29 protein-coding genes are annotated in these 24506 nt (G+C 61.6%); 5 read left to right on the top strand and 24 right to left on the bottom strand.

The window, feature by feature from the left end:
• The first annotated feature begins 74 nt into the window (after nt 1-74).
• The 5 genes from AC1RQ9_RS02855 to AC1RQ9_RS02835 all read left to right on the top strand — a co-directional run bounded on the left by AC1RQ9_RS02855 (nt 75) and on the right by AC1RQ9_RS02835 (nt 10973).
• The gene (locus tag AC1RQ9_RS02855) at nt 75-1463 is read left to right on the top strand and encodes an MFS transporter (RefSeq protein WP_485985609.1); all 1389 of its coding nucleotides are present in this window, start codon (nt 75-77) and stop codon (nt 1461-1463) included.
• A gap of 176 nt (nt 1464-1639) precedes the next feature.
• Nucleotides 1640-2860, top strand: coding sequence for an efflux RND transporter periplasmic adaptor subunit (locus tag AC1RQ9_RS02850; protein WP_485985473.1), 1221 nt, complete (start codon nt 1640-1642; stop codon nt 2858-2860).
• A gap of 66 nt (nt 2861-2926) precedes the next feature.
• On the top strand, nt 2927-6103 hold the full coding sequence (locus AC1RQ9_RS02845) for an efflux RND transporter permease subunit (RefSeq protein WP_485985472.1): 3177 nt from the start codon (nt 2927-2929) through the stop codon (nt 6101-6103).
• Nucleotides 6100-9396: an efflux RND transporter permease subunit gene (locus tag AC1RQ9_RS02840; RefSeq protein WP_485985471.1), complete on the top strand. Its 3297-nt coding sequence runs from the start codon at nt 6100-6102 to the stop codon at nt 9394-9396. Before AC1RQ9_RS02845 ends, AC1RQ9_RS02840 begins: the two co-directional genes overlap by 4 nt.
• A gap of 5 nt (nt 9397-9401) precedes the next feature.
• A complete protein-coding gene (locus AC1RQ9_RS02835; RefSeq protein WP_485985470.1) occupies nt 9402-10973 on the top strand; it encodes an efflux transporter outer membrane subunit in 1572 nt (523 codons plus the stop codon).
• Between the two features lie 57 nt (nt 10974-11030).
• Here the strand turns inward: AC1RQ9_RS02835 and AC1RQ9_RS02830 are convergent, their stop codons facing one another.
• The 24 genes from AC1RQ9_RS02830 to rplP all read right to left on the bottom strand — a co-directional run bounded on the left by AC1RQ9_RS02830 (nt 11031) and on the right by rplP (nt 24486).
• A complete protein-coding gene (locus tag AC1RQ9_RS02830) occupies nt 11031-11210 on the bottom strand; it encodes a DUF1328 domain-containing protein (protein ID WP_193732495.1) in 180 nt (59 codons plus the stop codon).
• A 61-nt stretch (nt 11211-11271) separates the two neighbouring features.
• Entirely contained in the window at nt 11272-11529 is a 258-nt protein-coding gene (locus AC1RQ9_RS02825) for a hypothetical protein (RefSeq protein ID WP_485985469.1), read from the bottom strand.
• Between the two features lie 103 nt (nt 11530-11632).
• Nucleotides 11633-12439 (bottom strand): ABC transporter ATP-binding protein, encoded by an 807-nt coding sequence (locus tag AC1RQ9_RS02820; RefSeq protein WP_485985468.1) that lies wholly within the window; start codon nt 12437-12439, stop codon nt 11633-11635.
• Nucleotides 12436-13200 carry an ABC transporter permease gene (locus AC1RQ9_RS02815; protein WP_193732498.1) on the bottom strand — a complete coding sequence of 255 codons (765 nt, stop codon included), beginning with the start codon at nt 13198-13200 and terminating at the stop codon, nt 12436-12438. The genes AC1RQ9_RS02820 and AC1RQ9_RS02815 overlap by 4 nt, the downstream gene beginning before the upstream one ends.
• Nucleotides 13197-14240, bottom strand: coding sequence for an ABC transporter substrate-binding protein (locus tag AC1RQ9_RS02810; RefSeq protein WP_485985467.1), 1044 nt, complete (start codon nt 14238-14240; stop codon nt 13197-13199). The genes AC1RQ9_RS02815 and AC1RQ9_RS02810 overlap by 4 nt, the downstream gene beginning before the upstream one ends.
• A 170-nt stretch (nt 14241-14410) precedes the next feature.
• Nucleotides 14411-14836: a 50S ribosomal protein L17 gene (rplQ, locus tag AC1RQ9_RS02805; RefSeq protein ID WP_010506694.1), complete on the bottom strand. Its 426-nt coding sequence runs from the start codon at nt 14834-14836 to the stop codon at nt 14411-14413.
• 33 nt (nt 14837-14869) lie between these two features.
• On the bottom strand, nt 14870-15889 hold the full coding sequence (locus tag AC1RQ9_RS02800) for a DNA-directed RNA polymerase subunit alpha (protein WP_007399646.1): 1020 nt from the start codon (nt 15887-15889) through the stop codon (nt 14870-14872).
• Nucleotides 15890-16010: 121 nt separating this feature from the next.
• Nucleotides 16011-16403, bottom strand: a complete 393-nt coding sequence (gene rpsK / locus AC1RQ9_RS02795; RefSeq protein ID WP_003621069.1) for a 30S ribosomal protein S11 — start codon at nt 16401-16403, stop codon at nt 16011-16013.
• A gap of 78 nt (nt 16404-16481) precedes the next feature.
• A complete protein-coding gene (gene rpsM, locus AC1RQ9_RS02790) occupies nt 16482-16859 on the bottom strand; it encodes a 30S ribosomal protein S13 (RefSeq protein WP_010506706.1) in 378 nt (125 codons plus the stop codon).
• Between the two features lie 233 nt (nt 16860-17092).
• On the bottom strand, nt 17093-17752 hold the full coding sequence (locus AC1RQ9_RS02785) for an adenylate kinase (RefSeq protein WP_485985466.1): 660 nt from the start codon (nt 17750-17752) through the stop codon (nt 17093-17095).
• Complete coding sequence (secY, locus tag AC1RQ9_RS02780; RefSeq protein WP_193732501.1) at nt 17749-19098, bottom strand: preprotein translocase subunit SecY; 1350 nt, start codon at nt 19096-19098, stop codon at nt 17749-17751. The genes AC1RQ9_RS02785 and secY overlap by 4 nt, the downstream gene beginning before the upstream one ends.
• A 158-nt stretch (nt 19099-19256) precedes the next feature.
• Nucleotides 19257-19745 carry a 50S ribosomal protein L15 gene (gene rplO, locus AC1RQ9_RS02775; protein WP_193732502.1) on the bottom strand — a complete coding sequence of 163 codons (489 nt, stop codon included), beginning with the start codon at nt 19743-19745 and terminating at the stop codon, nt 19257-19259.
• A gap of 1 nt (nt 19746) precedes the next feature.
• Entirely contained in the window at nt 19747-19935 is a 189-nt protein-coding gene (gene rpmD / locus AC1RQ9_RS02770) for a 50S ribosomal protein L30 (RefSeq protein ID WP_010506714.1), read from the bottom strand.
• A complete protein-coding gene (gene rpsE / locus AC1RQ9_RS02765) occupies nt 19928-20506 on the bottom strand; it encodes a 30S ribosomal protein S5 (protein ID WP_010506715.1) in 579 nt (192 codons plus the stop codon). Before rpsE ends, rpmD begins: the two co-directional genes overlap by 8 nt.
• A gap of 17 nt (nt 20507-20523) precedes the next feature.
• A complete protein-coding gene (rplR, locus tag AC1RQ9_RS02760) occupies nt 20524-20886 on the bottom strand; it encodes a 50S ribosomal protein L18 (RefSeq protein WP_193732504.1) in 363 nt (120 codons plus the stop codon).
• Nucleotides 20886-21419 (bottom strand): 50S ribosomal protein L6, encoded by a 534-nt coding sequence (gene rplF, locus AC1RQ9_RS02755; protein WP_193732505.1) that lies wholly within the window; start codon nt 21417-21419, stop codon nt 20886-20888. Before rplF ends, rplR begins: the two co-directional genes overlap by 1 nt.
• A gap of 10 nt (nt 21420-21429) precedes the next feature.
• Nucleotides 21430-21828 carry a 30S ribosomal protein S8 gene (rpsH, locus tag AC1RQ9_RS02750; RefSeq protein WP_010506719.1) on the bottom strand — a complete coding sequence of 133 codons (399 nt, stop codon included), beginning with the start codon at nt 21826-21828 and terminating at the stop codon, nt 21430-21432.
• A 12-nt stretch (nt 21829-21840) separates the two neighbouring features.
• Nucleotides 21841-22146: a 30S ribosomal protein S14 gene (gene rpsN / locus AC1RQ9_RS02745; RefSeq protein ID WP_010506721.1), complete on the bottom strand. Its 306-nt coding sequence runs from the start codon at nt 22144-22146 to the stop codon at nt 21841-21843.
• A 106-nt stretch (nt 22147-22252) separates the two neighbouring features.
• Nucleotides 22253-22822, bottom strand: a complete 570-nt coding sequence (gene rplE, locus AC1RQ9_RS02740) for a 50S ribosomal protein L5 (RefSeq protein ID WP_039732878.1) — start codon at nt 22820-22822, stop codon at nt 22253-22255.
• A 10-nt stretch (nt 22823-22832) separates the two neighbouring features.
• Complete coding sequence (gene rplX / locus AC1RQ9_RS02735) at nt 22833-23153, bottom strand: 50S ribosomal protein L24 (RefSeq protein WP_025439065.1); 321 nt, start codon at nt 23151-23153, stop codon at nt 22833-22835.
• A complete protein-coding gene (gene rplN / locus AC1RQ9_RS02730) occupies nt 23153-23521 on the bottom strand; it encodes a 50S ribosomal protein L14 (RefSeq protein ID WP_007399629.1) in 369 nt (122 codons plus the stop codon). Before rplN ends, rplX begins: the two co-directional genes overlap by 1 nt.
• Before the next feature lie 15 nt (nt 23522-23536).
• Nucleotides 23537-23818 (bottom strand): 30S ribosomal protein S17, encoded by a 282-nt coding sequence (gene rpsQ / locus AC1RQ9_RS02725; protein ID WP_193732506.1) that lies wholly within the window; start codon nt 23816-23818, stop codon nt 23537-23539.
• Nucleotides 23819-23831: 13 nt separating this feature from the next.
• Nucleotides 23832-24068 (bottom strand): 50S ribosomal protein L29, encoded by a 237-nt coding sequence (rpmC, locus tag AC1RQ9_RS02720; protein ID WP_485985465.1) that lies wholly within the window; start codon nt 24066-24068, stop codon nt 23832-23834.
• 1 nt (nt 24069) lies between these two features.
• Nucleotides 24070-24486 (bottom strand): 50S ribosomal protein L16, encoded by a 417-nt coding sequence (gene rplP, locus AC1RQ9_RS02715; protein ID WP_007399626.1) that lies wholly within the window; start codon nt 24484-24486, stop codon nt 24070-24072.
• Nucleotides 24487-24506: the final 20 nt, after the last annotated feature.

The following is a 24506-nucleotide window of genomic DNA, read 5'->3' as shown; positions in this document are numbered from 1 at the left end:
TGACGACCGCCCCCTCCACATTTCCCCCACCTTCGCCCGGCACGTCGCCCCCGTCACGTGCCCGCAAGCGGATCATGGCGCTGATTGTCGCCAGCCTCATGATGATGGAACAGATCGACGGCACCGCCCTGACAACGGCGCTGCCCGCCATGGCGGGGGATTTCCATGTCGATATTCCACAGACCAGCATCGCACTGACGGTGTACATGCTGGGCCTTGCCGCCCTGATCCCGGCATCGGGCCATGTGGCCGAACGCTTTGGCAGCCGCACCACGCTGCGCTGCGCCATCGCGCTGTTCCTGTCGGGTTCGCTGCTGTGCGGCTGGGCGCCCGATCTGCCGGTGCTGGCGCTGGCACGGCTGGTGCAGGGGGCGGGGGGCGCGATGATGGTCCCGGTCGGACGGCTGGTGATCCTGCAGAACGTGCCCAAATCGGAACTGCTATCCGCCATGGCGTGGGTCATGCTGCCTGCCACCATCGGCCCCATGGCCGGGCCTGTGCTGGGGGGCGTGCTGACATCGTGGCTGTCCTGGCGTTGGATTTTCTACATCAACATTCCGCTTGGCCTGCTGGCCATTGCCCTGACGGGGTGGTTCATTCCCCAGATCCGCGCGGCCCGGCCGCCACCGTTCGACCTGCGCGGCAACATCCTGTCCGCAACCGGGCTGGCGGGACTGATCTTCGGCATGGAAATGCTGACCCATCCGGGTTTCCCGACCGTCATATCGGCAGGGCTGCTGCTGCTTGCCCCGCTCTGCGCCGTGGCCTACCTGCGCCATGCGCGTGGGGTGCGGCATCCGGTGCTGGACCTGTCGCTGCTGCGGGTGGCGACATTCCGCATCTCGGTCATGGCGGGCGGGTTTACGCGCATTGCGACGGCGGGGATCATATTCCTCCTGCCATCCCTGTTGCAGACGCGTTTCGGCGCGAGTGCGGCACAGAGCGGGCTGATCACCTTCATCGCGCCCGTCGGCGCGCTGGCCATGCGGTTTGTCGCCCCCCGGATCTACCGTGGCCGGGGCTTCCGCGCCGTCATGTGCGCGACCTGCCTGGTGCTGCCGGTCGTCTGCCTGCTGCTGGCCGGGTTCAGGCCGGGCATGGACATGGGCTGGCTGCTGGGCCTGCTGGCGATCAACGGCATGGGGCAGACGCTGCTGTACACCGGCTATAACACCATCGCCTATGCCGACATGCCAAAGACGCGGATGGGGGCGGCCACAAGCCTGTATTCCACATGCCAGCAGGTCATGCTGACAATGGGCATATGCCTGTCCGCGGGCGTTCTGGCCGCGGGCCGCGCGGCATTGCCCACGTCGTGGCAGGGACAGGACTACACCGTGGCCTTCGTGGCATGCGCGCTGATCGCATCCATGGCGCTGCCGATCCTGCTGCGGCTGTCAGCCAATGCGGGGGCCACCGTCAGCGGACATGACGATACCATTGTCAATCAGAAACGGAATTGAATCGCCATGCGGTTTTCCCCTTCCCCGCCACAGATACAATGTTACATTCGCTAACTTCGACCTATTCGAAGCCATGTTAATACTGCGGCAAGGCGAATCAGAAACCTTGTCTTTATCATAATGGCCCGGTCCTTCAGACAGGACGCCCGTTCGACAGCAGGCAGAAAACCGACCGCATGGATACAACTCCTCCTCCGTCCCATACCCCGGAAAACAGCACGCCGCCCACGGGCCGTCCACGGCGCGGGCGGCGCGTCCTTTATCTGGCGGGCGGGGCGCTGGCTGTTGTCCTGGCGGTGGCCTTCCTGCGCCCCCATTCCACCAGCAAGAAACACGCAACCAGCGGTGACCAGCCCGTGGCGGTCACGACCGTCAGCCGTGGCGACATGCCCGTCATCCTGACGGAACTGGGCACGGTCGTGCCGATCACCAATGTCACGGTGCAGTCGCGCATCGACGGCTACCTCATGCAGGTGCTGTTCACCGAGGGGCAGCACGTGCACAAGGGCGACCTGCTGGCGCTGATCGATACCCGCCCGTACGAGGTGCTTCTGGCGCAGTACGAAGGACAGCTGGCGCAGGACATCGCCCAGCTGAACGCGGCAAAGGTGGATAACGCCCGTTACCAGCGCCTGATCCGCCAGGACAGCGTCGCGGCCATGACGGCGAAGGACCAGCAGTACAAGGTCGAACAGCTGGAAGGCACGGTCAAGTCCGACCAGGCACAGGTGGATAACGAAAAGCTGCAGATCACCTACTGCCACATCCTGGCCCCGGTGGACGGGCGCGTGGGCATCCGTGCGGTGGACATGGGCAACTACATCACCGCGGGCCAGACCAACGGGCTGGTGACCCTGACGCAGATGCAGCCGATTTCCGTCATCTTCACCCTGCCTGAAAATGATATCGGCCCAGTGGCGGACCGCCTGCGCCTGGGCACGCCCCTGCCGGTGGAAGCATGGGACAGCGCCAACCTCAACAAGATCGCGACCGGGCAGGTCAGCGTGCTGGACAGCCAGATCGATACCTCCACCGGCACGGTGCGCATGCGCGCGCTCTTCGCCAATTCGCAGGAGGAGCTGTTCCCCAACCAGTTCGTCAATGCCCGCCTGCTGGTCAGCACCGACCATAATGTGCTGCTGGTGCCCACCAACGCCCTGCAGACCGGCCCGAATGGCCAGTTCGTCTATGTGGTCAAGACCGACAGCACCGTGGAAATGCGTAACGTCAAGACCAGCCACGCCAATAACACCATGACCGTGCTGACCGACGGGGTGAAGGAAGGTGAACGGGTCGTGACCGACGGGGTGGACCACCTGCGCGATGGCGTGAAGGTCAGCATCCCGCAGCCAGCCGATACGACGACAGGCACCACCACAAGCAAGGGCAAAGGCTAGAGTGCGCGCCTCCACGCCTGCCCCCCTGCCTGACTGCCTGCCCCTGCCGCCGCCGGAGATTGCCGCGTGAACCCGTCCCGCCTGTTCATACACCGTCCGGTCGCGACCACCCTGCTCATGCTGGCCATCCTGCTGGCGGGGCTGCTGGGGTATCATTTCCTGCCTGTTTCCGCCCTGCCGGAAGTCGAATATCCAACCATCACGGTACAGACCTTCTATCCCGGCGCCAGCCCGGACGTGATGGCGACCTCCGTCACCGCCCCGCTGGAAACCCAGCTGGGTGAAATGTCGGGGCTGGAACAGATGACCTCGCGCTCGTCAGGCGGGGCGTCGGTCATCACGCTGCGCTTTGGCCTGACCATGACCATGGACATTGCCGAACAGGAAGTGCAGGCCGCGATCAACCAGGCCAATTCCCTGCTGCCGACCGACCTGCCCGCGCCACCGGTCTATGCCAAGGTCAATCCCGCCGACACGCCAGTCATGACGCTGGGCATCTCGTCCAAGACCATGCCGCTGACGGAGGTGGAGGATTATGTCGACACCCGGCTGGCTGAAAAGATCAGTCAGATTTCGGGCGTGGGGCTGGTGACGCTTTCGGGCGGCAACCGCAAGGCGCTGCGGGTGCGGGTCAACATTCCCAAGCTGACATCGTTCGGCATCGACCTTGATACGCTGCGCACCACCATCGGCAACGTGAACGTCAATTCCCCCACCGGCACGTTCGATGGCCCACAGCGCGCGACCACGCTGCGCATCGACGGACAGATTTCGGGCGTGGACCAGCTGCTCAACCAGGTCATCGCGTACCAGAACAACGGTCCCGTGCGCATCCGTGACGTGGCCAGCGTGGTCATCGGCCCCGAAAACACCGAACTGGCCGCATGGGCCAACCGCACGCCAGCCCTGGTCATGAATGTGCAGCGCCAGCCGGGTGCGAACGTGATCGGGGTGGTGGACAACATCAAATACGCCCTGCCGCGCCTGCAGCAGTCGCTGCCGCCGGGCATCACCATAACCCCCCTGACCGACCGGACCACGACCATCCGCGCATCCGTCGAGGATGTGGAGTTCGAACTGGGCCTGGCGCTGGTGCTGGTGGTGGGCGTGATCTTCGTGTTCCTGCGCAATGTGCCGGCGACCCTGATCCCCAGCCTGTCGGTGCCGCTGTCGCTGGTGGGGACGCTGGCGGTCATGTACCTGTTCGGCTTCTCGCTCGACAACCTCTCGCTCATGTCGCTCACCATCGCCACGGGGTTCGTGGTGGATGATGCCATCGTGATGATCGAGAACATCGCCCGTTACATCGAAATGGGCGACAGCCGCATGGAAGCCGCGCTGAAGGGCGCGGGCGAGATCGGGTTCACCATCATCTCGCTGACCATATCGCTGATCGCGGTGCTGATCCCGCTGCTGTTCATGGGCGATGTGGTCGGTCGCCTGTTCCATGAATTCGCCATGACACTGGCGGTCACCATCATTCTGTCCGCCGTGGTCTCACTGACCCTGGTGCCAATGATGTGCGCGCGCCTGCTGCATGAACGTGACACAAAACATGCCGAACCGGCATGGTCGGCCGCGGTCGAACGCTGGACGGTCGCGACAATCAGCGGCTATGGCCGCGCGCTGGATGTGGTGCTGCGCCACCAGCGGCTGACACTGGCGATATTTTGCGCGACCCTGGTGCTGACGGGCCTGCTGGCCGTTGTCATTCCCAAGGGCTTTTTCCCGGTGCAGGACACGGGCGTGATCCAGGGCATTTCGGTCATGGAGCAGTCCACGTCGTTCGCCGCCATGAAGCGCCACCAGCAGGAACTGGCCGACCGGATCCTGCAGGACAAGGATGTGGCCAGCCTGTCTTCCTTCGTCGGCGTGGACGGGCAGAACGTGACGCTGAACCAGGGGCGCTTCCTGATCAACCTCAAGCCGGTGGACAGCCGCGCCGACACCGCGCAGGAGGTGGCGACACGCCTGCGCGCGGAAACGGCGGATATCGCGGGGGCGGACCTGTACCTGCAGCCGGTGCAGGACCTGTCGCTGGATACATCGGTTGCCGCGACGCAGTACCAGTTCCTGCTGGAAAACCCCAGCTATGACCAGTTCACGACATGGGTGCCGAAATTCATCGCGCGCCTGCAACGCGAAAAGGCGCTGTCGGATGTCACATCCGACCTGCAGGCGGCGGGCCTTGTGGCGCATGTCGACCTGGACCGCACCACGGGGGCGCGGTATTCCATCACGCCCCAGACCATCGACAACGTACTGTATGACAGCTTTGGCCAGCGCCAGATCTCGACCATCTTCACGCAGTCCAACCAGTACCGCGTGATCCTGGAGGCCACGCCCGCGTTCCAGCAGGACATGGGATCGCTCAACCAGATCTATCTACCCGGTATCAGCGGCAACGCAGGGGAAAGCACATCGGGGCCGACGCGTTCGCCCACATCGGGACTGGTGCCGCTGGCGTCCGTTACCAGTGTCACGCGCGATACCGCGCCGCTGCTGATTACCCATGTGGGGCAGTTCCCGGCCACGACCGTGTCGTTCAACGTCAGGTCCGGCTATGCGCTGGGGGATGCGACGGATGCGATCGAACGCGCGGCGAAGGACATCCACCTGCCATCCAGCTTCCAGACATCGTTCCAGGGCACGGCGGCGGCGTTCCGCAGTTCACTGTCCAACGAGGCATGGCTGGTGCTGGCGGCCCTGATCGCGGTCTATATCGTGCTGGGCATCCTGTATGAAAGTTTCGTGCATCCCGTCACCATCCTGTCCACCCTGCCCTCCGCCGGTGTGGGCGCGCTGCTGGCGCTGTGGATCACGGGATCGGGGCTGGATGTCATGGGCATCATCGGGCTGGTGCTGCTGATCGGCATCGTCAAGAAAAACGCCATCATGATGATCGACTTCGCGCTGGAAGCCGAACGGGTGGAAGGCATGACCTCGCTGCAGTCCATCCGCCATGCCGCGCTGCTGCGTTTCCGCCCCATCCTGATGACCACGCTGGCAGCCATGCTGGGTGCGGTGCCCATGATGCTGGGCACCGGCACAGGTTCCGAACTGCGCCGCCCCCTGGGCATCGCCATTGTCGGTGGGCTTGCGGTCAGCCAGTTGCTGACACTGTTCACCACGCCGGTCATCTACCTGCTCATGGACGGGATCAGCCAGAAGCTGTCGCGCCGCTTTGGCAATGCTGATGGCAAGGGTAAGGATGGGCTGCCCGGACCGCAGGCGCAGGCATGACGCCGCTTTCCATCTTTGTCCGCAGGCCGGTGGCGACAGTCCTGCTGACGGTGGCGCTGATCATTGGCGGCATCATCGGCTATACCACGCTGCCGGTTGCCGACATGCCCAATGTGGATTTTCCGGTCATACAGGTACAGGCGCAGCAGGCCGGTGGCTCGCCCGAGGAAATCGCCAGTTCCGTCGCAGCCCCGCTGGAGCGGCATCTGGGCGCGATCGCGGGCCTGAACGAAATGACATCACAGTCATCGGCCAACCAGGCGCGGATCACGCTGCAGTTCTCGCTGGACCGCGACATCAACGGGGCCGCGCGTGATGTGGAGGCCGCCCTGCAGGCAGCCCACGCGGATCTGCCGTCGTCGCTGCGGCAGAACCCGAGCTATTTCAAGGCCAATCCCAACGGCGCGCCGGTCATGATCCTGGCGCTGACATCGCGTACCCGTACTGCGGCACAGCTTTATGACCTTGCGTCCAACGTGCTGCAGCAGCACCTGTCACAGATACAGGGCGTGGGACAGGTTGAAATCGGTGGCAGTTCGCTGCCCGCGGTGCGGGTGGAGATGAACCCGCTGGCGCTGTACAAATTCGGCATAGGGTTCGAGGATATCCGCGCAGCCCTCGCCTCGGCCAACGCCCATACGCCAAAGGGCTTCATCGACGAGGGCGACCACCGTTTCGTGCTGTCGACCAATGACCAGGCGCATAATGCACAGGCCTACCGTGACCTGATCGTGGCCTACCATGACAGCCGTCCCGTCAAGCTGGAGGACGTGGCCTACGTCCATGATGGTGTGGAGGACGTGCGCAACGCCGGCTACGTGGATGGCAGGCACGGGGTGCTGGCCATCATCTTTGCGCAGGCCGGCGCCAACATCATCAACACCAATGACCAGATCCGCGCCAAGCTGCCCATGCTGCGTGATGCCCTGCCGGCCGACGTGGACCTGGGCAGGTTCATGGACCGGTCCACCACCATCCGCGCGGCCCTGGCCGATACGCAGTTCACGCTGGTGCTGTCGGTCTTCCTTGTGGTGCTGGTGGTGCTTCTGTTCCTGCGTTCGCCGCGCATCACCATCATTCCCGCAATCGTTGTGCCGACATCCATCATCGCTGCCTTTGGCGCGATGAAGCTGCTGGGCTATTCCATTGACAACCTGTCGCTCATGGCGCTGACCATTTCGACCGGTTTCGTGGTGGATGACGCCATTGTGGTGGTGGAAAACATAAGCCGCCACATGGAAGCGGGCATGGACCGCCTGCAGGCCACCCTGCTGGGCACGCGAGAGGTGGCGTTCACGGTCCTGTCCATTACCGTATCGCTGATCGCGGTGTTCCTGCCCATCCTGCTGCTTAGCGGTGTGGCGGGGCGTCTGTTCCATGAATTCGCCATGACGATGTCACTGACCATCGTCATTTCCATGATCCTGTCGCTGTCGCTGACGCCCATGCTGACCTCCCGCCTACTGCGCCCGCATCTGGCGGCCCCGTCGAAGGGCTTTTTCGGCAGGGTTGGCGCATGGCTGGAACATATACTGACTGCCGCCCAGCAGGGTTACGCCAGTTCACTGGAATGGGCGCTGACGCACCGGCGGATCACCATCCTGTCGCTGCCCGTAACCATTGCCATCATGGTCGGGCTGTTCATCAAGATGCCCAAGAGCCTGTTTCCCGAATCCGATACCGGCATGCTGATGGGACACCTGATGGGTGACCAGTCCATTTCGTTCCAGGCCATGCAGGGCAAGATCGCCACCACGCAGCAGGCCATCATGGCGGACCGTGACGTAGCCCATGTCATGGGATTCATGGGCGGGCGCGGCAGTTCCAACCAGGCCAACATGTTCGTGACCCTGAAGGACAAGTCGCTTCGCAATGACACACCCGCGCAGACCATTGCCCGCATCACGCGCCGGTTGCGCAACATGGTGGGAGCGACGTTCTACATGTCCGCGCCGGGACAGCTGCGCATAGGCGGACGGCAGAGCAATGCGGCCTACCAGTATTCGCTGCACTCCGATTCCTCGAAGGATCTGTATAAATGGACGCCGCTGCTGGTCAGCGCGTTGCAGAAGCATCCCGAACTGTCCGACATTTCATCGGATGTACTGCAGGGTGGTTCGGCGCTGGATGTGCAGATAGACCGCGATACCGCAAGCCGCCTGAACATTACGCCCCAGCTTGTATCCAACACGCTGTATGACGCCTATGGCCAGCGTTCGGCCTCGGTCATCTACAATGCCCTCAACCAGTACCGCGTGGTAATGGAAGTCGAGCCACGATTCTGGAAGGACCCGACCACGCTCAAGCAGGTCTGGGTCAGTGTCGCCGGTGGTACGGCGGGTGGCGGCACGCAGTCCAACACTATCCGGGTCAAGACGGATACAGGCACCACGGAATCTCAGCTGAGCGAGGAATCCTTCCGCAACCAGGTGGCCAACACGCTGGCGGGTGGCAACAGTGCCTCCACCGGGTCGGCCGTGTCCACCAGTTCGGAAGCGATGGTACCGCTGACACTGGTATCGGTGCTGAAACCCACCAAGACGGCACTGAGCATCAACCATGACGGGCAATCGGTTTCCAGCACGGTCTCGTTCAACCTGGCCAATGGCGTCCCGCTGAGCAAGGCGGTGCAGATCATCAATGAGGAAACCGTGCGCCTGCACATGCCCGCCAACATCCAGGGCAATTTCGCCGGTAACGCCGCCCAGTTCCAGAAATCGGTCAACAACGAACCGCTGCTGGTCCTTGCGGCCCTGGCGGCGGTGTACATGACGCTGGGCATTCTGTACGAAAGCTACGTGCATCCGCTGACCATCCTGTCCACCCTGCCCTCGGCCGGGGTGGGGGCGCTACTGGCGCTGCAGTTTTTTGGCGAGGCCTTTTCACTGATCGCCATGATCGGGGTGATCCTGCTGATCGGCATCGTCAAGAAAAATGCCATCATGCTGGTGGACTTCGCCATCACGGCCGAACGGGAAGAAGGCCATAGCGCGCTTGATTCGATCCGCATGGCCTGCCTGCTGCGCTTCCGCCCGATCATGATGACCACCTTTGCCGCCGCACTGGGCGCGCTGCCCCTTATATTCGGTCATGGCTATGGCGCCGAACTGCGCCGCCCGCTGGGCATTGCCATTGTGGGCGGGCTGCTGGTCAGTCAGGCGCTGACGCTTTACACGACGCCGGTTGTCTATCTCTATCTCGATCATCTGGGGATAGCCTGCCGCACATTTTTCAACCGGCTGTATGGACGGCTGTCCCGACGCCATCGTCTTTCCCACCAGCAGGATTCCTGAACCGGATGACACCTTTTTCGCCATCCCCCGGCCGTGCCGCCATCCGCCCGTCCCGCGTCCCCCGCCGCTACGCCGCGCGCCTTGCGCTGGCGGCCCTGCCAGTTATGGCGCTGGCGGGATGCATGGTGGGGCCAAAATACCATCGTCCTGCCGCGATCGTGTCCCCGCGTTTCAAGGAACTGCGCCCCGAACCGGGATGGGAAATGGCCGACCCCAAGCTGGCCGAACTGCCCAAGCATGACTGGTGGACGATCTATAACGATCCCATCCTGAACGGGCTGGAATCACAGGTTTCGATTTCCAACCAGAACGTCAAGCAGTACGAAGCCAACTACCGTAACGCCCGCGCCATGATCGACAGCGTGCGCGCGCAGCTTTTCCCGACCATCAGCGGCAGCCTGGGCTTCAACCGCAATGGCCATGGCGCGGGTTCGCTGTCCTCATCAGGCAGCAATTATGCAAATGCGGGAACGACCTACAACACCTATGACATCGGCCCCAGCGCCAGCTGGGATCTGGACATATGGGGCAAGATCCGCCGGCAGGTGCAGGAGCAGGTTACCGCGGCACAGGCCAGCGCCGCCGATCTGGCCAACGCCACACTGTCGTATCAGGCGCAACTGGCAACGGCCTATTTCAACATGCGCTATCAGGACAGCCTGACGGACCTGCTGCAGCGTTACGTCAATTTCAACGAACAGGCGCTGCAGATCACCCAGAACCAGTTCGAGGCCGGGACCGCCGATCCCACCGCCGTTTTGCAGGCCCGCACCACGCTGGAACAGAACCGCGCTTCCCTGATCCAGGCAGGAATCAACCGCGCGCAGTATGAACATGCCATTGCCGTGCTGATCGGCAAGCCACCTGCCGATGTCACCCTGCCCCCGGCGGAACTGTCGCGCACGGTGCCCCCCATTCCGGTCACGGTACCAGCCGACCTGCTGCAACGTCGCCCCGACATTGCGGCAGCCGAACGCACGATGGAGGAATACAACGCCATGATCGGCGCAGACATGGCGGCGTTCTATCCGGACATCACCATCAGCGCCAGCTATTCGCAAAGTGGTGGCGACCCGGTGACATCGCTGATGTCAGCGATGAACCGCGTCTGGTCACTGGGGGCTTCCGCCACCGAAATCCTGTTTGAAGGCGGGTCACGCACGGCCGCCGTGCATGAAGCCAATGCGCAGTACGACAGTGCCGTGGCGACCTACCGCCAGACCGTCCTGACCGCATTGCAGGGCACGGAAGATCAGCTGTCCAACCTGCGTATTCTGGCGCAGCAGGCGCAGCAGCAGCAGAAGGCACTGGATTTTGCCAACCGCACGGTCGAGGTCTCGCTGAACCAGTACCGGGCCGGAACCGAAATCTATACCACCGTCATCACCAACGAGAATTCGGCGCTGAGCGATGCCGAAACCCTGCTGGGCATCCAGCAGCAGCGCATGGTGGATAGCGTAAGCCTGGTGCAGGCGCTGGGCGGTGGATGGGATGTCTCGCGCCTGCCTTCCAAGGGTTCGTTGCAGAAGGATAATCCCCTCCTGCCCTCCTTCATCCAGAAGGACACCAATAAATAGGCAGAAAAAAACCCCCTGCGCCAATGCCGACAGGGGGTTTTTCATAAGGATGGACCGCTAGCTATTAAAAAGCGACTTGGCCGAAAACAGTACGATCAGGACCACGATCACAAAAGCCAGGATGGCGATAAAGAACAGTATTTTCGCCATCCCGGCCGAAACCGCGGAAATGCCAGTAAAGCCAAACAGCCCGGCGACCAGCGAAACAATCAAAAAGAACAGCGCCAGTTTCAGCATGGCATTTTTCCCTGCAAATCAGTCATGATGCCTTAAACGCGGCAGCACCGTATATGTTGCCCTATGCCCGGCGGCGCAGGAACATGCTGGTCAGAAAGCCCAGCACTGACGCGCCAAGTAGTGCGAACAGCGGCCGGTCAGCCGTCACGTCACGCAGGGTATCAAGGATTTCCCCCATGCCCTGCTGTGCCACGCCACCCGCGCCCTGCAGGCGTCCTGACAACGGGGTGCCCGTATCCCCGACAAAGCCATCCAGACCATCCTGAAGCCGACCGATGCCTTCTTCCAGATGCGCTTCAAAATTGGGGGGATTTGTCATGTTCGATATTCCCTTGCTTGCCATCGGGGGAATAGGGGAAATCCCGTCTCCCCCTGCCCATGCCGTCATGCCCGCAGGCAACAGGCCCGTTACAGCAGACTTATCATATCTCCGATGCCTGCCAATAGGCTGCATCCGCGCCGGGGTCCGGCTCCCCCGCAATCAGTCGGTGCATGCGCTCCGCCATTGCGCGCATGGCCGGGGCGGTATTGTCACGCGGCCGTGGCCCCACCGCAAAATCCCCCCGCAACCCTGCGGGATGCCCTTCGAGAATGATGATCCGGTCTGCCAGGATCAGGGCTTCGTCCAGATCATGGGTCACGAACAGTACCGTCCCGCGCCGCCGTGCATGAATACGCAACAGTTCATCCTGCAGGGCGCCGCGCGTGATGGCGTCCAGCGCACCAAAAGGCTCGTCCATCAGCAACAGGTCTGGCTCCACCGTCAGCGCGCGCGCAACCCCCACGCGCTGGCGCTGCCCACCCGATAGCTGGCGTGGCCACCGCTCCGCCGTATCCGCAAGCCCGACCAGTTCCAGCGCCGCCATGGCCCTGTCCCGCCGCTGCATGCGTGTCAGTCCCAGCCCTTCCAGACCCAGTTCCACATTGCGCCGTACGCTGCGCCACGGCATGAGCTTCGCGTCCTGAAACACCATGGCCGCAGGGCGATGCGCCGCCGTGGGCGACGCATGCAGGCTGACCGTGCCCTCGCTGGGCTGGACCAGCCCCATGATGACCCGCAGCAGCGTGGACTTGCCCACCCCGGACGGCCCCAGCACGGCCACGAATTCGCCACGCCTGATTTCAAGATCCACATGCCGCAGGATGAAACTGCGCCCCTGATCATGCGACAGGCCGATATTTTCCAGCCTGACCACGACATCGTCCGTATCCGTTACCACCGCATTCACCCCTGCCAGCCCAGCAGCCTTCTGCGCACCAGCATGAAAGCCGTGTCGGTCAGCGCATACAGCAGGGCCATGGTCAGCATGTAAACCACCACAAGGTCGGTCGCCAGCAGGCTGGACGCCTGCATCATCCGCGCGCCAATACCGGGCACACCGAACAGTTCCGCCGCGACGACCGACATCCATGCCTGACCCAGCCCCGTGCGCAGCCCCGCCAGCACGCCGGGGGCCGATGCCGGAATCACCACCGTGCGCAGCCGTGCCCAGAACCCGCCATGGCCAAAGGACGCCGCGACTTCATACAGGTCGGGGTCAATCGCCTGCACGGCCCCGTAGGCGGCATAGAAATTGATCCAGAACACCGAAATGGCGATCACGAACGTCGCCCCTGCGGTATCCAGCCCGAACCACAGGATGGCGAACGGCACCCATGCAAGGCCGGGTATGGGTCGCAATACACGCACGACACCGGACAGCAGCCCATCCAGCAACGGCACCGTGCCGCATAACAGGCCGGTCAGCATGCCCAGGACCGAACCAATGACCAGTCCCATCACGTAATGGGTCAGGCTGTCCCGAATGGCCTGCAGCCATGCCCCGCTGCGCACTTCTTCCAACCATGCCGGACCAAGGCTGCTTGGTGCGGGCAGCAGGCCGGATGGCACCCAGCCCAGCCGGATGGATGCTTCCCATGCCCCGAACAGCACGATCAGGCCCACGGCCCCCAGCAGCGGTCGTATCCAGAGGGAACGGGTGGGCGTCATTGTGCGATCTGCCGGTAACTTTCCAGGTCGAACAGCGACGCCACCGGTTCCGCCTTGCGCAACAGGCTGCTCTGCACTTCGAAATCCTGCAATTTGCCAACCGCGTCCACGATGCCAGCCGGGTCGGATACATAATCAGGTGCCGATGCCTTCAGCGCCTCGATAATGATGTCCCTGGGCAGCATGCCCCCACCGAGCGCCTGCTGGACATAGGGTTCCGCCTGTTCCGGATCGGTGGCCAGCAGGTGCGTGGCCTTCACGAAACTGGTCAGGAACGCGGTTTTCCATGCCGCGCGATCCGGCGCGTCCTCATTGACGATTGCCAGCACGGAACCCGGCTGCCCCGGCATGAGATCATGCCCCGATGCCAGCACCCGCATGCCGGGCATGCGATGACGGATAATGGTCAGCGCCGGTTCGCGCAGGATGGCGCCATCCACCGCACCCGCCAGAAATGCCTGCTGGGCGGCATCAATATCAATGCCGACAATATCCGCCACCTGCGCCGGATCCAGTCCGTTGCGGACCTTGAGCCAGTATCGCAGCAGCGTATCGGGCACCGAACCGAGCGGCTGGGCCGCGATCTTGGGCCTGTGACCCGCCTTCGTGGCGAAATCGGCGAAACGCTGACGGACCTCGTCAGCACTCAGCCCCGCAGGCTGTTCCGGCAGGCCATCCGCCAACGCACCGCGGGAGACGATTTCCAGTTCCTCGGTCGCGGCACTGGCCACGACCTTTACATCCGCCCCATGCGCGCGTGCCTGCAGCAGTGGCAGGACACCCGCCACATAGGCGTCAATCTTGCCCGATACCAGCGCCTGAATGGCCTGTGGCCCCGACTGGAACCGGACCAACTGCATGTCGATACCTGCGTCACGCGTCCAGTTCTTACCCTGCATGACAAACAGCGGCGCCGACCCGATGACAGGAATATACCCCACCCGCACCGTTGCGGCCTGAACGCTTCCGCACAGGCCGATCATGGCGGTCACGGCATAAAGCCCACGGCGTATGACACGCCCGAAAACTGATCCTGTCATGGCGAAGCCCTGTCTGCTGCGCAGGGTATGGTCCTGCATGTCGAAAGCGTATCGAAATATACATGTCGTGACCGAATATCCATATCACGACGCACAAAATGCCAGATCGGCTACCGACATAAAAAAACCCGGCCAAAGGCCGGGCTTTTTCACGCGGGAACCGAAGTGCCTCAGGCTGCCAGATGGTCTTCCTGAGTGGCTTCCGGACGCGGACCGCTGTCCTTGCCCTTTGCCGACACATCGCGGTCAACCAGTTCGATCACAGCCATGTCGGCTGCATCACCGTGGCGCATGCCCGCACGCAGCACGCGGGTGTAGCCACCCTGACGCGCCTTGTAACGGTCTGCCACCGTATCGAACAGCTTGGACACAATCTTGTCGTCACGCAGCTGGGCGAAAGCCTGACGGCGGGCGTGCAGATTGCCACGCTTGCCAAGGGTGATCAGCTTTTCCACAACCGGGCGCAGTTCCTTCGCCTTCGGCAGCGTGGTGGTGATCTGTTCGTGCTTGATCAGGGCGACAGCCATGTTGCGAAACATGGCCAGTCGATGGGACGAGGTAACGCCGAGCTTACGGCCGGCAACACCGTGACGCATGATGTAATTTCCTGTTTTATCCGGTTCCGAGGATCAGAACGGCTCGTCGAGCCTCTTGGCCAGATCTTCGATATTTTCCGGCGGCCACGCCGGGACATTCATACCCAGTGAAAGTCCCATGGCGGTCAGGACTTCCTTGATCTCGTTGAGCGACTTGCGGCCGAAGTTCGGCGTGCGCAGCATCTCCTGCTCGGTCTTCTGAACCAGATCACCGATATAGACGATGTTGTCGTTCTTCAGGCAGTTCGCGCTACGGACCGACAGTTCCAGTTCGTCAACCTTGCGCAGCAGGTTACGGTTGAACGGCAGGTCATCCTGCGGCTCTTCCGTGCGCACCGTGCGGGGTTCATCGAAGTTGATGAACAGCTGCAGCTGGTCCTGAAGGATACGCGCGGCAAGTGCCACGGCATCTTCCGGTGTTACCGCGCCATTCGTCTCAACCGTCAGCAGCAGGCGGTCATAGTCGGTGACCTGACCCACGCGGGTCTGTTCCACCTTGTAGGACACGCGGCGGACGGGCGAGTAGATGGCATCAACCGGGATCAGGCCGATCGGTGCGTCTTCCGGGCGGTTGGCCGCCGCGGGGACATACCCCTTGCCCATGTTCACGGTGAATTCCATCCCGAACTTCACCCCTTCATCAAGGGTGCAGATCACCAGGTCAGGATTCATGACTTCGATATCATGACCTGTCTGGATCTGTCCGGCACGCACTTCGCCCGGCCCCGTGGCCGTCAGCACCATGCGCTTCGGCCCCTCACCATGCATCCGCAGCGCGAGCTGCTTGATGTTGAGGACGATATCGGTCACGTCTTCACGAACACCCGCCACCGACGAGAATTCATGCAGCACGCCGTCAATCTGGATTGCCGTAACCGCAGCCCCCTGCAGGGACGACAGCAGAACCCGACGGATCGCGTTACCCAGCGTCATGCCAAAGCCGCGTTCCAGCGGCTCGGCAACGACGGTGGCAATGCGTGAAGGTTCCGCCCCCGGTTCGACTTCCAGCTTTTCCGGCTTGATCAGGGATTGCCAGTTTTTCTGGAGGACCAAGGTAATGGCCTTTCAAGACTGATCTGCCACCCGTTACGATGGCAGATGGTATCCTGCGGCAGGATACCGGAATGACAATCTTCCCCCGCATGCGGGGGAATACGACTAAGCAGATTGCGGTTCAGACGCGACGGCGCTTGCGCGGACGGCAGCCGTTATGCGGAACCGGCGTCATGTCACGGATGGCCGTGATCGAGAAACCGACGGCCTGCAGGGCACGCAGTGCGCTCTCACGCCCCGAACCGGGACCGGAAACCTCGATTTCCAGCGTCTCCATGCCGTGTTCACGTGCCTTGCGGCCCGCATCCTCGGCGGCAACCTGCGCCGCGTACGGCGTGGACTTGCGCGATCCCTTGAAGCCCTGGGCACCAGCGGACGACCAGGCAATCGCGTTGCCCTGTGCATCCGAGATGGTGATCATGGTGTTGTTGAAGGTGGACAGCACATGCGCCACACCGGAAATGATGTTTTTCCGCTCTTTCTTGCGAATACGCGGAGCCGCAGCTTTCGCCATAGTTTTCTCGATCCTGTCAGTTCAAACGGCGCATGGGGCGGGCTGCCCCCCATGCTTACATACCGGACAATCCGCTGATTAGCGGGTTGCCTTCTTCTTGCCCGCAATAGCCACGGCCTTACCCTTGCGGGTACGGGCGTTGGTATGAGTCCGCTGACCATGGACAGGCAGCCCACGCCGGTGACGCAGACCACGGTAGCAGCCAAGGTCCATCAGACGCTTGATGTTCATCGCCACTTCGCGGCGCAGATCACCTTCCACGCGATACTTGCTGTCGATCAGTTCACGGATCTTACCGATCTCGTCATCAGACAGCTCGTTCACGCGCCGCTCAGCCGGGATTTCCAGCTGGTCGCAGATCGCCTGGGCCTTGGTGGCCCCGATACCATAGATATAACGCAGGCCAATGGTGACCCGTTTGTTGGTTGGGATGTTCACGCCGGCAATACGTGCCACGCCACTTACTCCTCGTCCGCCCTGATACAGGGCACTAACTATCAGGCAGGGCTGCTTCACACCACCTGCCCTATTGGCAGGAGCGCCGTGAACATACCGGTTTCGAACCGGCCAACCCCATCATCATTCATTCCGGCCATACGAGCCGCACCATCAGCGGGCGACTCATGTGACGCTCATACCTTGAGGGCGCGCAATATACTGCTGCCCCCATGCGAGTCAATTATTTTGCATCACTTCTTCGTGATACGGTCGATAACAGCGAAGACTTCCTTGGTCACTGCATCGATATCCGCCATCCCGTCAACACGGTACAGACGCTTCTCTTCCTCATAATAAGGCAGGATCGGCGCCGTCTGTTCACGGTAGGCCTTCAGTCGCGCGGCCACGGTATCCCGCCGGTCATCTTCCCGGCGAATGAACTCATGTCCACCACAGACATCGCATATGCCTGCCACCTTCGGCTTCTTGAACAGGTCGTTATAGCCCGCGCCGCACTTGGCGCAGGTGTAACGACCCGCAATGCGGTCAGCCAGTGCGTTCTCATCCACATCCAGCAACAGCACCGCATCAATATGCTGGCCACTGCGTGTCAGCATCTGGTCCAGCGCTTCGGCCTGCGCCCGGGTGCGCGGGAAGCCATCAAGGATGAACCCCTTCGCGCAATCAGGCTGACGGATGCGGTTTTCGATCATGGCGATGATCAGGTCATCAGGCACAAGCTGGCCTTCTGCCATGATGGTCTTGACCTTCTGCCCCAGCGGGCTTCCGGCCGCGACTTCCGCACGCAGCATGTCACCCGTTGAAATCTGGGCGATTCCATACCGTTCTTCCAGCCGCTTTGACTGGGTGCCCTTACCGGCACCCGGCGGGCCAAGAAAAATAATATTCACCGCATTCTGCCCTTTCTGCCCCGTCCCCGGCGCATAAGTCCCTGATACTGGTGCGCGACCAGATGCGACTGCACCTGCGTCACCGTATCAATCGTCACCGTCACGATAATGATCAGACTCGTGCCACCAAAATAGAAAGGCACGTTGTAATGGCTGATCAGGATCTGCGGCAACAAGCAGACCGCAACAAGATACAGCGCCCCGATGGTCGTAATCCGCGTCAGGATCCGATCAAAGAACGCAGCCGTATTGGCCCCCGGCCGGATACCCGGCACAAAGCCCCCCTGCTTGCGCAGGTTTTCCGCCGTTTCCTGCGGGTTGAAGGTCACCGCCGCATAGAAATAGGAGAAAAATACAATCATCGCCGCATAGAACAGCATGTAGAGCGGCTGCCCCTGCCCCAGTTCCTGTCCCAGGAAGGACAGCCAGCCGGGCATGGAACTGTTATTGACGAACCCCGCGATCGTGACCGGGATCAACAGCACGGACGATGCGAAGATGGGTGGAATCGACCCGGCCGTGTTCACCTTCAGCGGCATGTGGGTCGAATCGCCACCAAACATGCGTTGACCGACCTGGCGCTTGGGGTACTGGATCACTACCCGGCGCTGCGCCAGTTCCATGAACACGATGAAAGCGATCGTAATAGCCGCCAGCACCAGGAACACCAGCACGAAGAACGGGGACAGCGCGCCCGTATAGCCAAGCTGGAACAGACTGGCCAGGGCATTGGGCAGGTTCGCCACGATACCCGCAAAGATGATCAGCGAGATACCGTTACCGACCCCCCGCGACGTAATCTGTTCACCCAGCCACATCAGGAACATGGTGCCACCCACAAGGGTCAGCACACAGGAAACGATGAAGAAAAGCCCAGGGGAGACAACGGCAGACCCGGCTTCCGTATGCATGTTCTCAAGCCCTATGGCGATGCCGTAGGCCTGGAACAGCGCAATCACGACGGTCAGGTAGCGCGTGTATTCATTCAGCTTGCGCCGTCCGCCCTCCCCTTCCTTCTTGAGTGCTTCAAGCGAGGGGATTGCCGCCGACATGAGCTGTACGATGATCGAGGCACTGATATAGGGCATGATGTTCAGTGCAAACACGGTCATGCGCCCCAGCGCACCACCGGTAAACATATCGAACATACCCAGAATACCGCCCTGATGCCGGGCCAGAAGCTGCCCCATCACCGTCGCATCGACGCCAGGGACGGGGATATAGGTGCCAATCCGATACACGATCAGCGCACCCAGCGTGAACCAGATACGCTTTTTCAGTTCCGTTGCGTTGGCAAAGGAATTGAAATTCAGATTGGCAGCCAACTGTTCGGCCGCGGAGGCCATGCGCCCATCCTTTCACAAGAACAGCGCCACCGCTGGAGGCGGGACGCTGTCATGATAAAAAAAACCGCAAAAAGTAATAAAGCGATGCGCCCGCCGAGTGCAAGCAGCATCGCTTTTATTATGCTCCGGGTACAGAACGTGCCTGTGCCCGGGACCGGTCATTCCGCGGCAGGAGCCTGCTGCTTCTGCGCCTTGACCTGCACCTTGCCACCCGCCTTTTCGACAGCGGCAACGGCGCCAGCCGAAGCACCCGACACTTCAATGGTCACGGCATGGTTCAGTTCACCATCCGCCAGCAGGCGGATACCGGCAAAGCGACCGGAACCGACCAGACCGGCCTTGACCAGGGTCTCTTCCGTCACGACAGCCTTGGCATCGACCTTGCCCGCCGCAATCGCCTTATCCAGAGTGCCCAGATTCACAATCGCATATTCCTTGCGGAAAATGTTCTTGAATCCACGCTTGGGAAGACGACGGTAGATCGGCAGCTGACCGCCTTCAAAACCGTTCAGGGACACACCGGAACGCGCCTTCTGACCCTTCACACCCTTGCCCGACGTCTTGCCCTTGCCAGAGCCGATGCCGCGACCAAGACGCTTCTTGGTGTAACGCGCGCCTTCGTTGTCACGAAGTTCGTTCAGGTTCATCTCAATCCTCCACCTTGATCAGGTGGGACACCTTGCGGATCATACCGCGAACGGAAGGGGTATCCTCCAGTTCACGCGTACGACCAATCTTGTTCAGGCCCAGACCAATCAGTGTCGCCTGCTGGCCCGGCTTCTGTCCGTTCCCGGAATGCACCTGGGTGACGCGCACTTTTGCCTTGGTATCAGACATCGGCCGTGGCCTCCGTCGTTGCCGCAGCTTCGCGACGTCCCAGGATATCCGAAACCTTCTTGCCACGGCGGTTGGCAACCGAACGCGGGCTGGCGCAACGCTCCAGCGCGGCGAATGTCGCCTTCACCATGTTGTGCGGGTTCCGGGTCCCGAGGGACTTCGCCACCACGTCATTGATGCCCAGGCTTTCGAAGACTGCGCGCATCGGACCACCGGCAATGATGCCCGTGCCCGCATCAGCGGAACGCAGGACAACCTTGCCCGCACCGAAGTGACCGGCCACATCGTGATGCAGCGTACGGCCTTCCTTCATCGGAACGCGGATCATCGTCCGCTTGGCGCGATCGGTTGCCTTGCGGATTGCCTCGGGAACTTCACGGGCCTTGCCCGCACCGAACCCGACGCGACCCTTCTGGTCACCAACCACAACCAGGGCTGCGAATGCAAAGCGGCGACCGCCCTTTACAACCTTCGCAACGCGGTTGATCGTGACCAGCTTGTCGACCAGATCATCGCCTTCGCGATCGCGGTCGCGACCACCCCGGCCGCCTTCTCTCGGTTCACGTGCCATTATGCGTGACCCTTTCGTCAGAACGAGAGACCGCCCTCACGGGCAGCCTCCGCCAGGGCCTTGATACGCCCATGATAGAGATACGCGCCGCGGTCGAAAACGACCTTCGACACACCTGCAGCCACTGCGCGTTCGGCCAGAAGCTTGCCAACTGCACCCGCCGCCTTGACGTCCGTGCCACCCTTGAGGGCGGTACGCAGGTCCTTGTCCAGGGTCGATGCCGCGGCCAGGGTACGGCCGGCAGCGTCGTCAATCACCTGCGCGTAGATGTTCTTGCCCGAACGGAACACCGACAGACGCGGACGGCCACCGCTCTTGCGGCGAAGCTGGAAACGCAGGCGCTGACGCCGCCGTTCCCGCAGATCCTTCTGCGTGCTCATTATTTCTTCTTACCTTCCTTGCGACGGATGGTTTCCGTTTCGTAACGGACACCCTTGCCCTTGTAGGGCTCGGGCTTGCGGAAGCTACGGATGTCAAGTGCGACCTGACCAACCCGCTGCTTGTCAATGCCTTCGACCGTGACCGCCGTGGGGCGGGGGGTCGTGATCTTGATCCCTGCGGGAATCGCATAAACGATGTCATGCGAATAACCGAGGTTCATGACCAGGTTCGTCCCCTGCACTGCGGCACGGTAACCTGTCCCGGAGATTTCCAGCGTCTTGGAAAACCCTTCGGACACGCCCTTGACCATACCCGCGATCAGGGAACGGGTTGTTCCCCACATCATGCGGGCCTGTGCCTGGGTATCGACCGGCTTGACGGCAACCTTGCCATCCGCAACATCAACCGAAACGTGGCTGGACAGCGGCAGCTTGAGTTCACCCAGCTTGCCTTTTGCCGTCAGCACACCATCAGCAATGGAAACCTGAACGCCCGACGGTAATTCGACGGGATATTTGCCCACTCGCGACATTTATCCCTCCTTAGAATACACGACAGAGGACTTCACCGCCAACATTGGCAGCGCGGGCCTCCGCGTCGGACAGGACACCGCGCGGCGTCGACAGGATCGACACGCCCAGCCCGGCATACACACGCGGCAGTTCCTTGATCTTGGAATAGACGCGGCGTCCCGGCTTGGACACACGGTGGATTTCTTTGATGACCGGCTCACCATCGAGATACTTCAGCTCGATGCGCAGCTGGGCCACACCTTTACGCAGTTCCTCGCGTGAGAAACCACGGATATACCCCTCGCGGCGCAGCGCCTCGAGAACACTGGCGCGCAGCTTGGAAGCTGGCGCCACGCAGGCAGCATGCCGTGCACGCTGCGCATTGCGGATCCGGGTGAGCAGATCACCCAAAGGATCAGAAAGTGACATCGTTCCCTGCCCTTACCAGCTCGATTTGACCATACCCGGGATCTGACCATTGGAGGCCAGGTCGCGCAGGGCGATACGGCAGAGTTCGAACTTTCTGTAATTGGCGCGAGGACGCCCCGTCAACTTGCAGCGCAGACGCACACGGACGCGCGAACCATTGCGAGGAAGTTCAGCAAGCTTGAGCGATGCATCGAAGCGATCTTCAACCGGCAGAGACCGGTCCATGATGATGTTCTTCAGTGCAGTCCGCTTAGCCCGGTCCCGGTTTGCCATGCGCTCGCGCTTGACATTCCGGTTAACGGCGGAAATTTTGGCCATGCCTTGTTTTACCCTCCGGAACCTGTCGGGCCAGTCCCAACGGTTTTCCAAACAACGTGTGTATTAGGTCTTCTGGACTTCAGACGGAAGCCCTTTCGCTACATTTTTATGCAGCGAAGGGCAGATCAAACGCCTTGAGCAGAGCCTTTGCTTCCGCATCCGTCTTCGCGGTGGTCACGAAGATGATGTCCATGCCACGGATTTCGTCGACCTTGTCGTATTCGATTTCCGGGAAGACAATCTGTTCCTTCAGGCCCATCGCAAAGTTACCACGACCGTCGAAACCCTTGTTCGCCGGCAGCCCGCGGAAATCACGCACGCGCGGCAGGGCAATCGTCACGAAACGATCCAGGAACTCGAACATCTGCGCACGACGCAGCGTCACCTTGCACCCGATCGGCAGCCCTTCACGGATCTTGAAACCGGCGATGGCCTTCTTGGCCACGGTCTTGACCGGCTTCTGACCTGCGATCAGGGTCATTTCCTTGACGGCTGCATCCAGCTTCTTCTGATCGCCGGCAGCTTCGCCCACGCCCATGTTCAGGACAATCTTCTCAAGACGCGGAACCTGCATCTCGTTCTTGTACCCGAACTGCTCACGCAGCTTCGCACGCATCTCATCCTGATAGCGCTTCTGCATGCGCGGCACAGGACGGGCTTCTTTCACTTCAGACATACCCGCCTCCTCAGCCTTCGATAACTTCGCCGGTCGCCTTGGCGACACGAACCTTGCGACCATCTTCCAGAACGCGGAAGCCGACCTTTGTCGGGTCACCGCTCTTGGGATCGATCAGCTTCAGGTTGGACAGGTGAACCGGCATTTCCTTCTGGATAATGCCACCCTGTTCACCCATGCGGGAAGGACGGGTGTGACGCTTTGCAATCGCCACGCCGCGCACAACAGCCTTGTTGGCTGCGGGCAGGACTGTAACAACCTCGCCACGGGTTCCCTTGGAACCACCGGTGGTGACCAGAACCTGATCACCCTTCTTGATACGAGCAGCCATTACAGCACCTCCGGTGCCAGCGAGATGATCTTCATGAACTTGCGCGCACGCAGTTCGCGTACGACCGGGCCAAAGATACGGGTGCCAATCGGCTCCTGCTGCTTGTTGATCAGCACGGCCGCGTTGCGGTCAAAGCGGATGGCGCTGCCGTCGGCGCGACGCACGGGGTAAGAGGTACGGACGATCACCGCCTGGTGCACGTCGCCCTTCTTGACCTTGCCGCGGGGGATGGCCTCCTTGACGGACACGACAATCACGTCGCCGACCGAGGCAGTCTTCCGCTTGGAACCGCCCAGCACCTTGATGCACTGCACCTGACGGGCACCGGAATTGTCGGCCACGTCAAGGTTGGTCTCGGGATGGATCATGGTCTATGCCCTTCTTTACGCCTGCGCACCAGACGTGGCACCGGCGGCAGCCGTGAGCGGCTGGCCATTCCGGACAACGACAGTCCAGGTCTTGCGGCGGGAAATCGGCTTGCATTCTTCAATGCGCACCGTGTCGCCCACCTTGCATTCATTCAAGCCGTCATGCGCCGCATACTTTTTAGAGCGACGAATGAACTTCTTATACAACGGATGGATAACGCGACGATCGACAAGAACCGTTACGGTCTTGTCCATCTTGTCGCTGGTTACCCGTCCGGTCAGGACGCGCCTTGGCATCGCCCGTCTCCCTTCAGGACTTTACTGCCGGCGCGTGGCCAGCGGAACTCTTCTTCACAACCTCGGTTGTAACAGTCTTCACACGCGCGATTTCACGACGAACTTCGCGCATGCGGGACTGCCCCTCGGTCTGACCGGTCGCATGCTGAAACCGAAGATTGAACTGCTCGCGCTTCAGATCGACGAGAAGCGTATCCAGTTCTTCAACAGTCTTGGCACGCAGATCGGCCGGCTTTGTTGCCTTTGCCATCTCACGCCTCTCCGATACGGGTCACAAACTTGGTCTTGATCGGCAGCTTTGCCGCACCCAGAGCCAGCGCTTCACGCGCGACTTCCGGCGGCACGCCTTCAATCTCGAACAGGATACGACCCGGCTTCACACGAGCCACCCAGTATTCAGGCGACCCCTTGCCGGACCCCATACGCACTTCTGCGGGCTTTGTCGAGACCGGAAGATCAGGGAAAATCCGAATCCAGACACGACCGGCACGTTTCATGGCACGGGTAATGGCACGACGGGCAGCTTCGATCTGGCGGGCAGTGATCCGTTCAGGCTGCAGAGCCTTCAGGCCAAAAGCCCCAAAATTCAGGGTTGTGCCACCCTTGGCCAACCCATGAATACGCCCCTTGTGGGCCTTGCGGTACTTTGTCCGCTTGGGAGAAAGCATTTTCTAAATCCTCACGCGCC

Source organism: Komagataeibacter ossonobensis, from assembly GCF_057359305.1.
The sequence above is the reverse complement of the archived record's forward strand: the minus strand, read 5'-3'. Positions and strand labels throughout refer to the sequence as shown.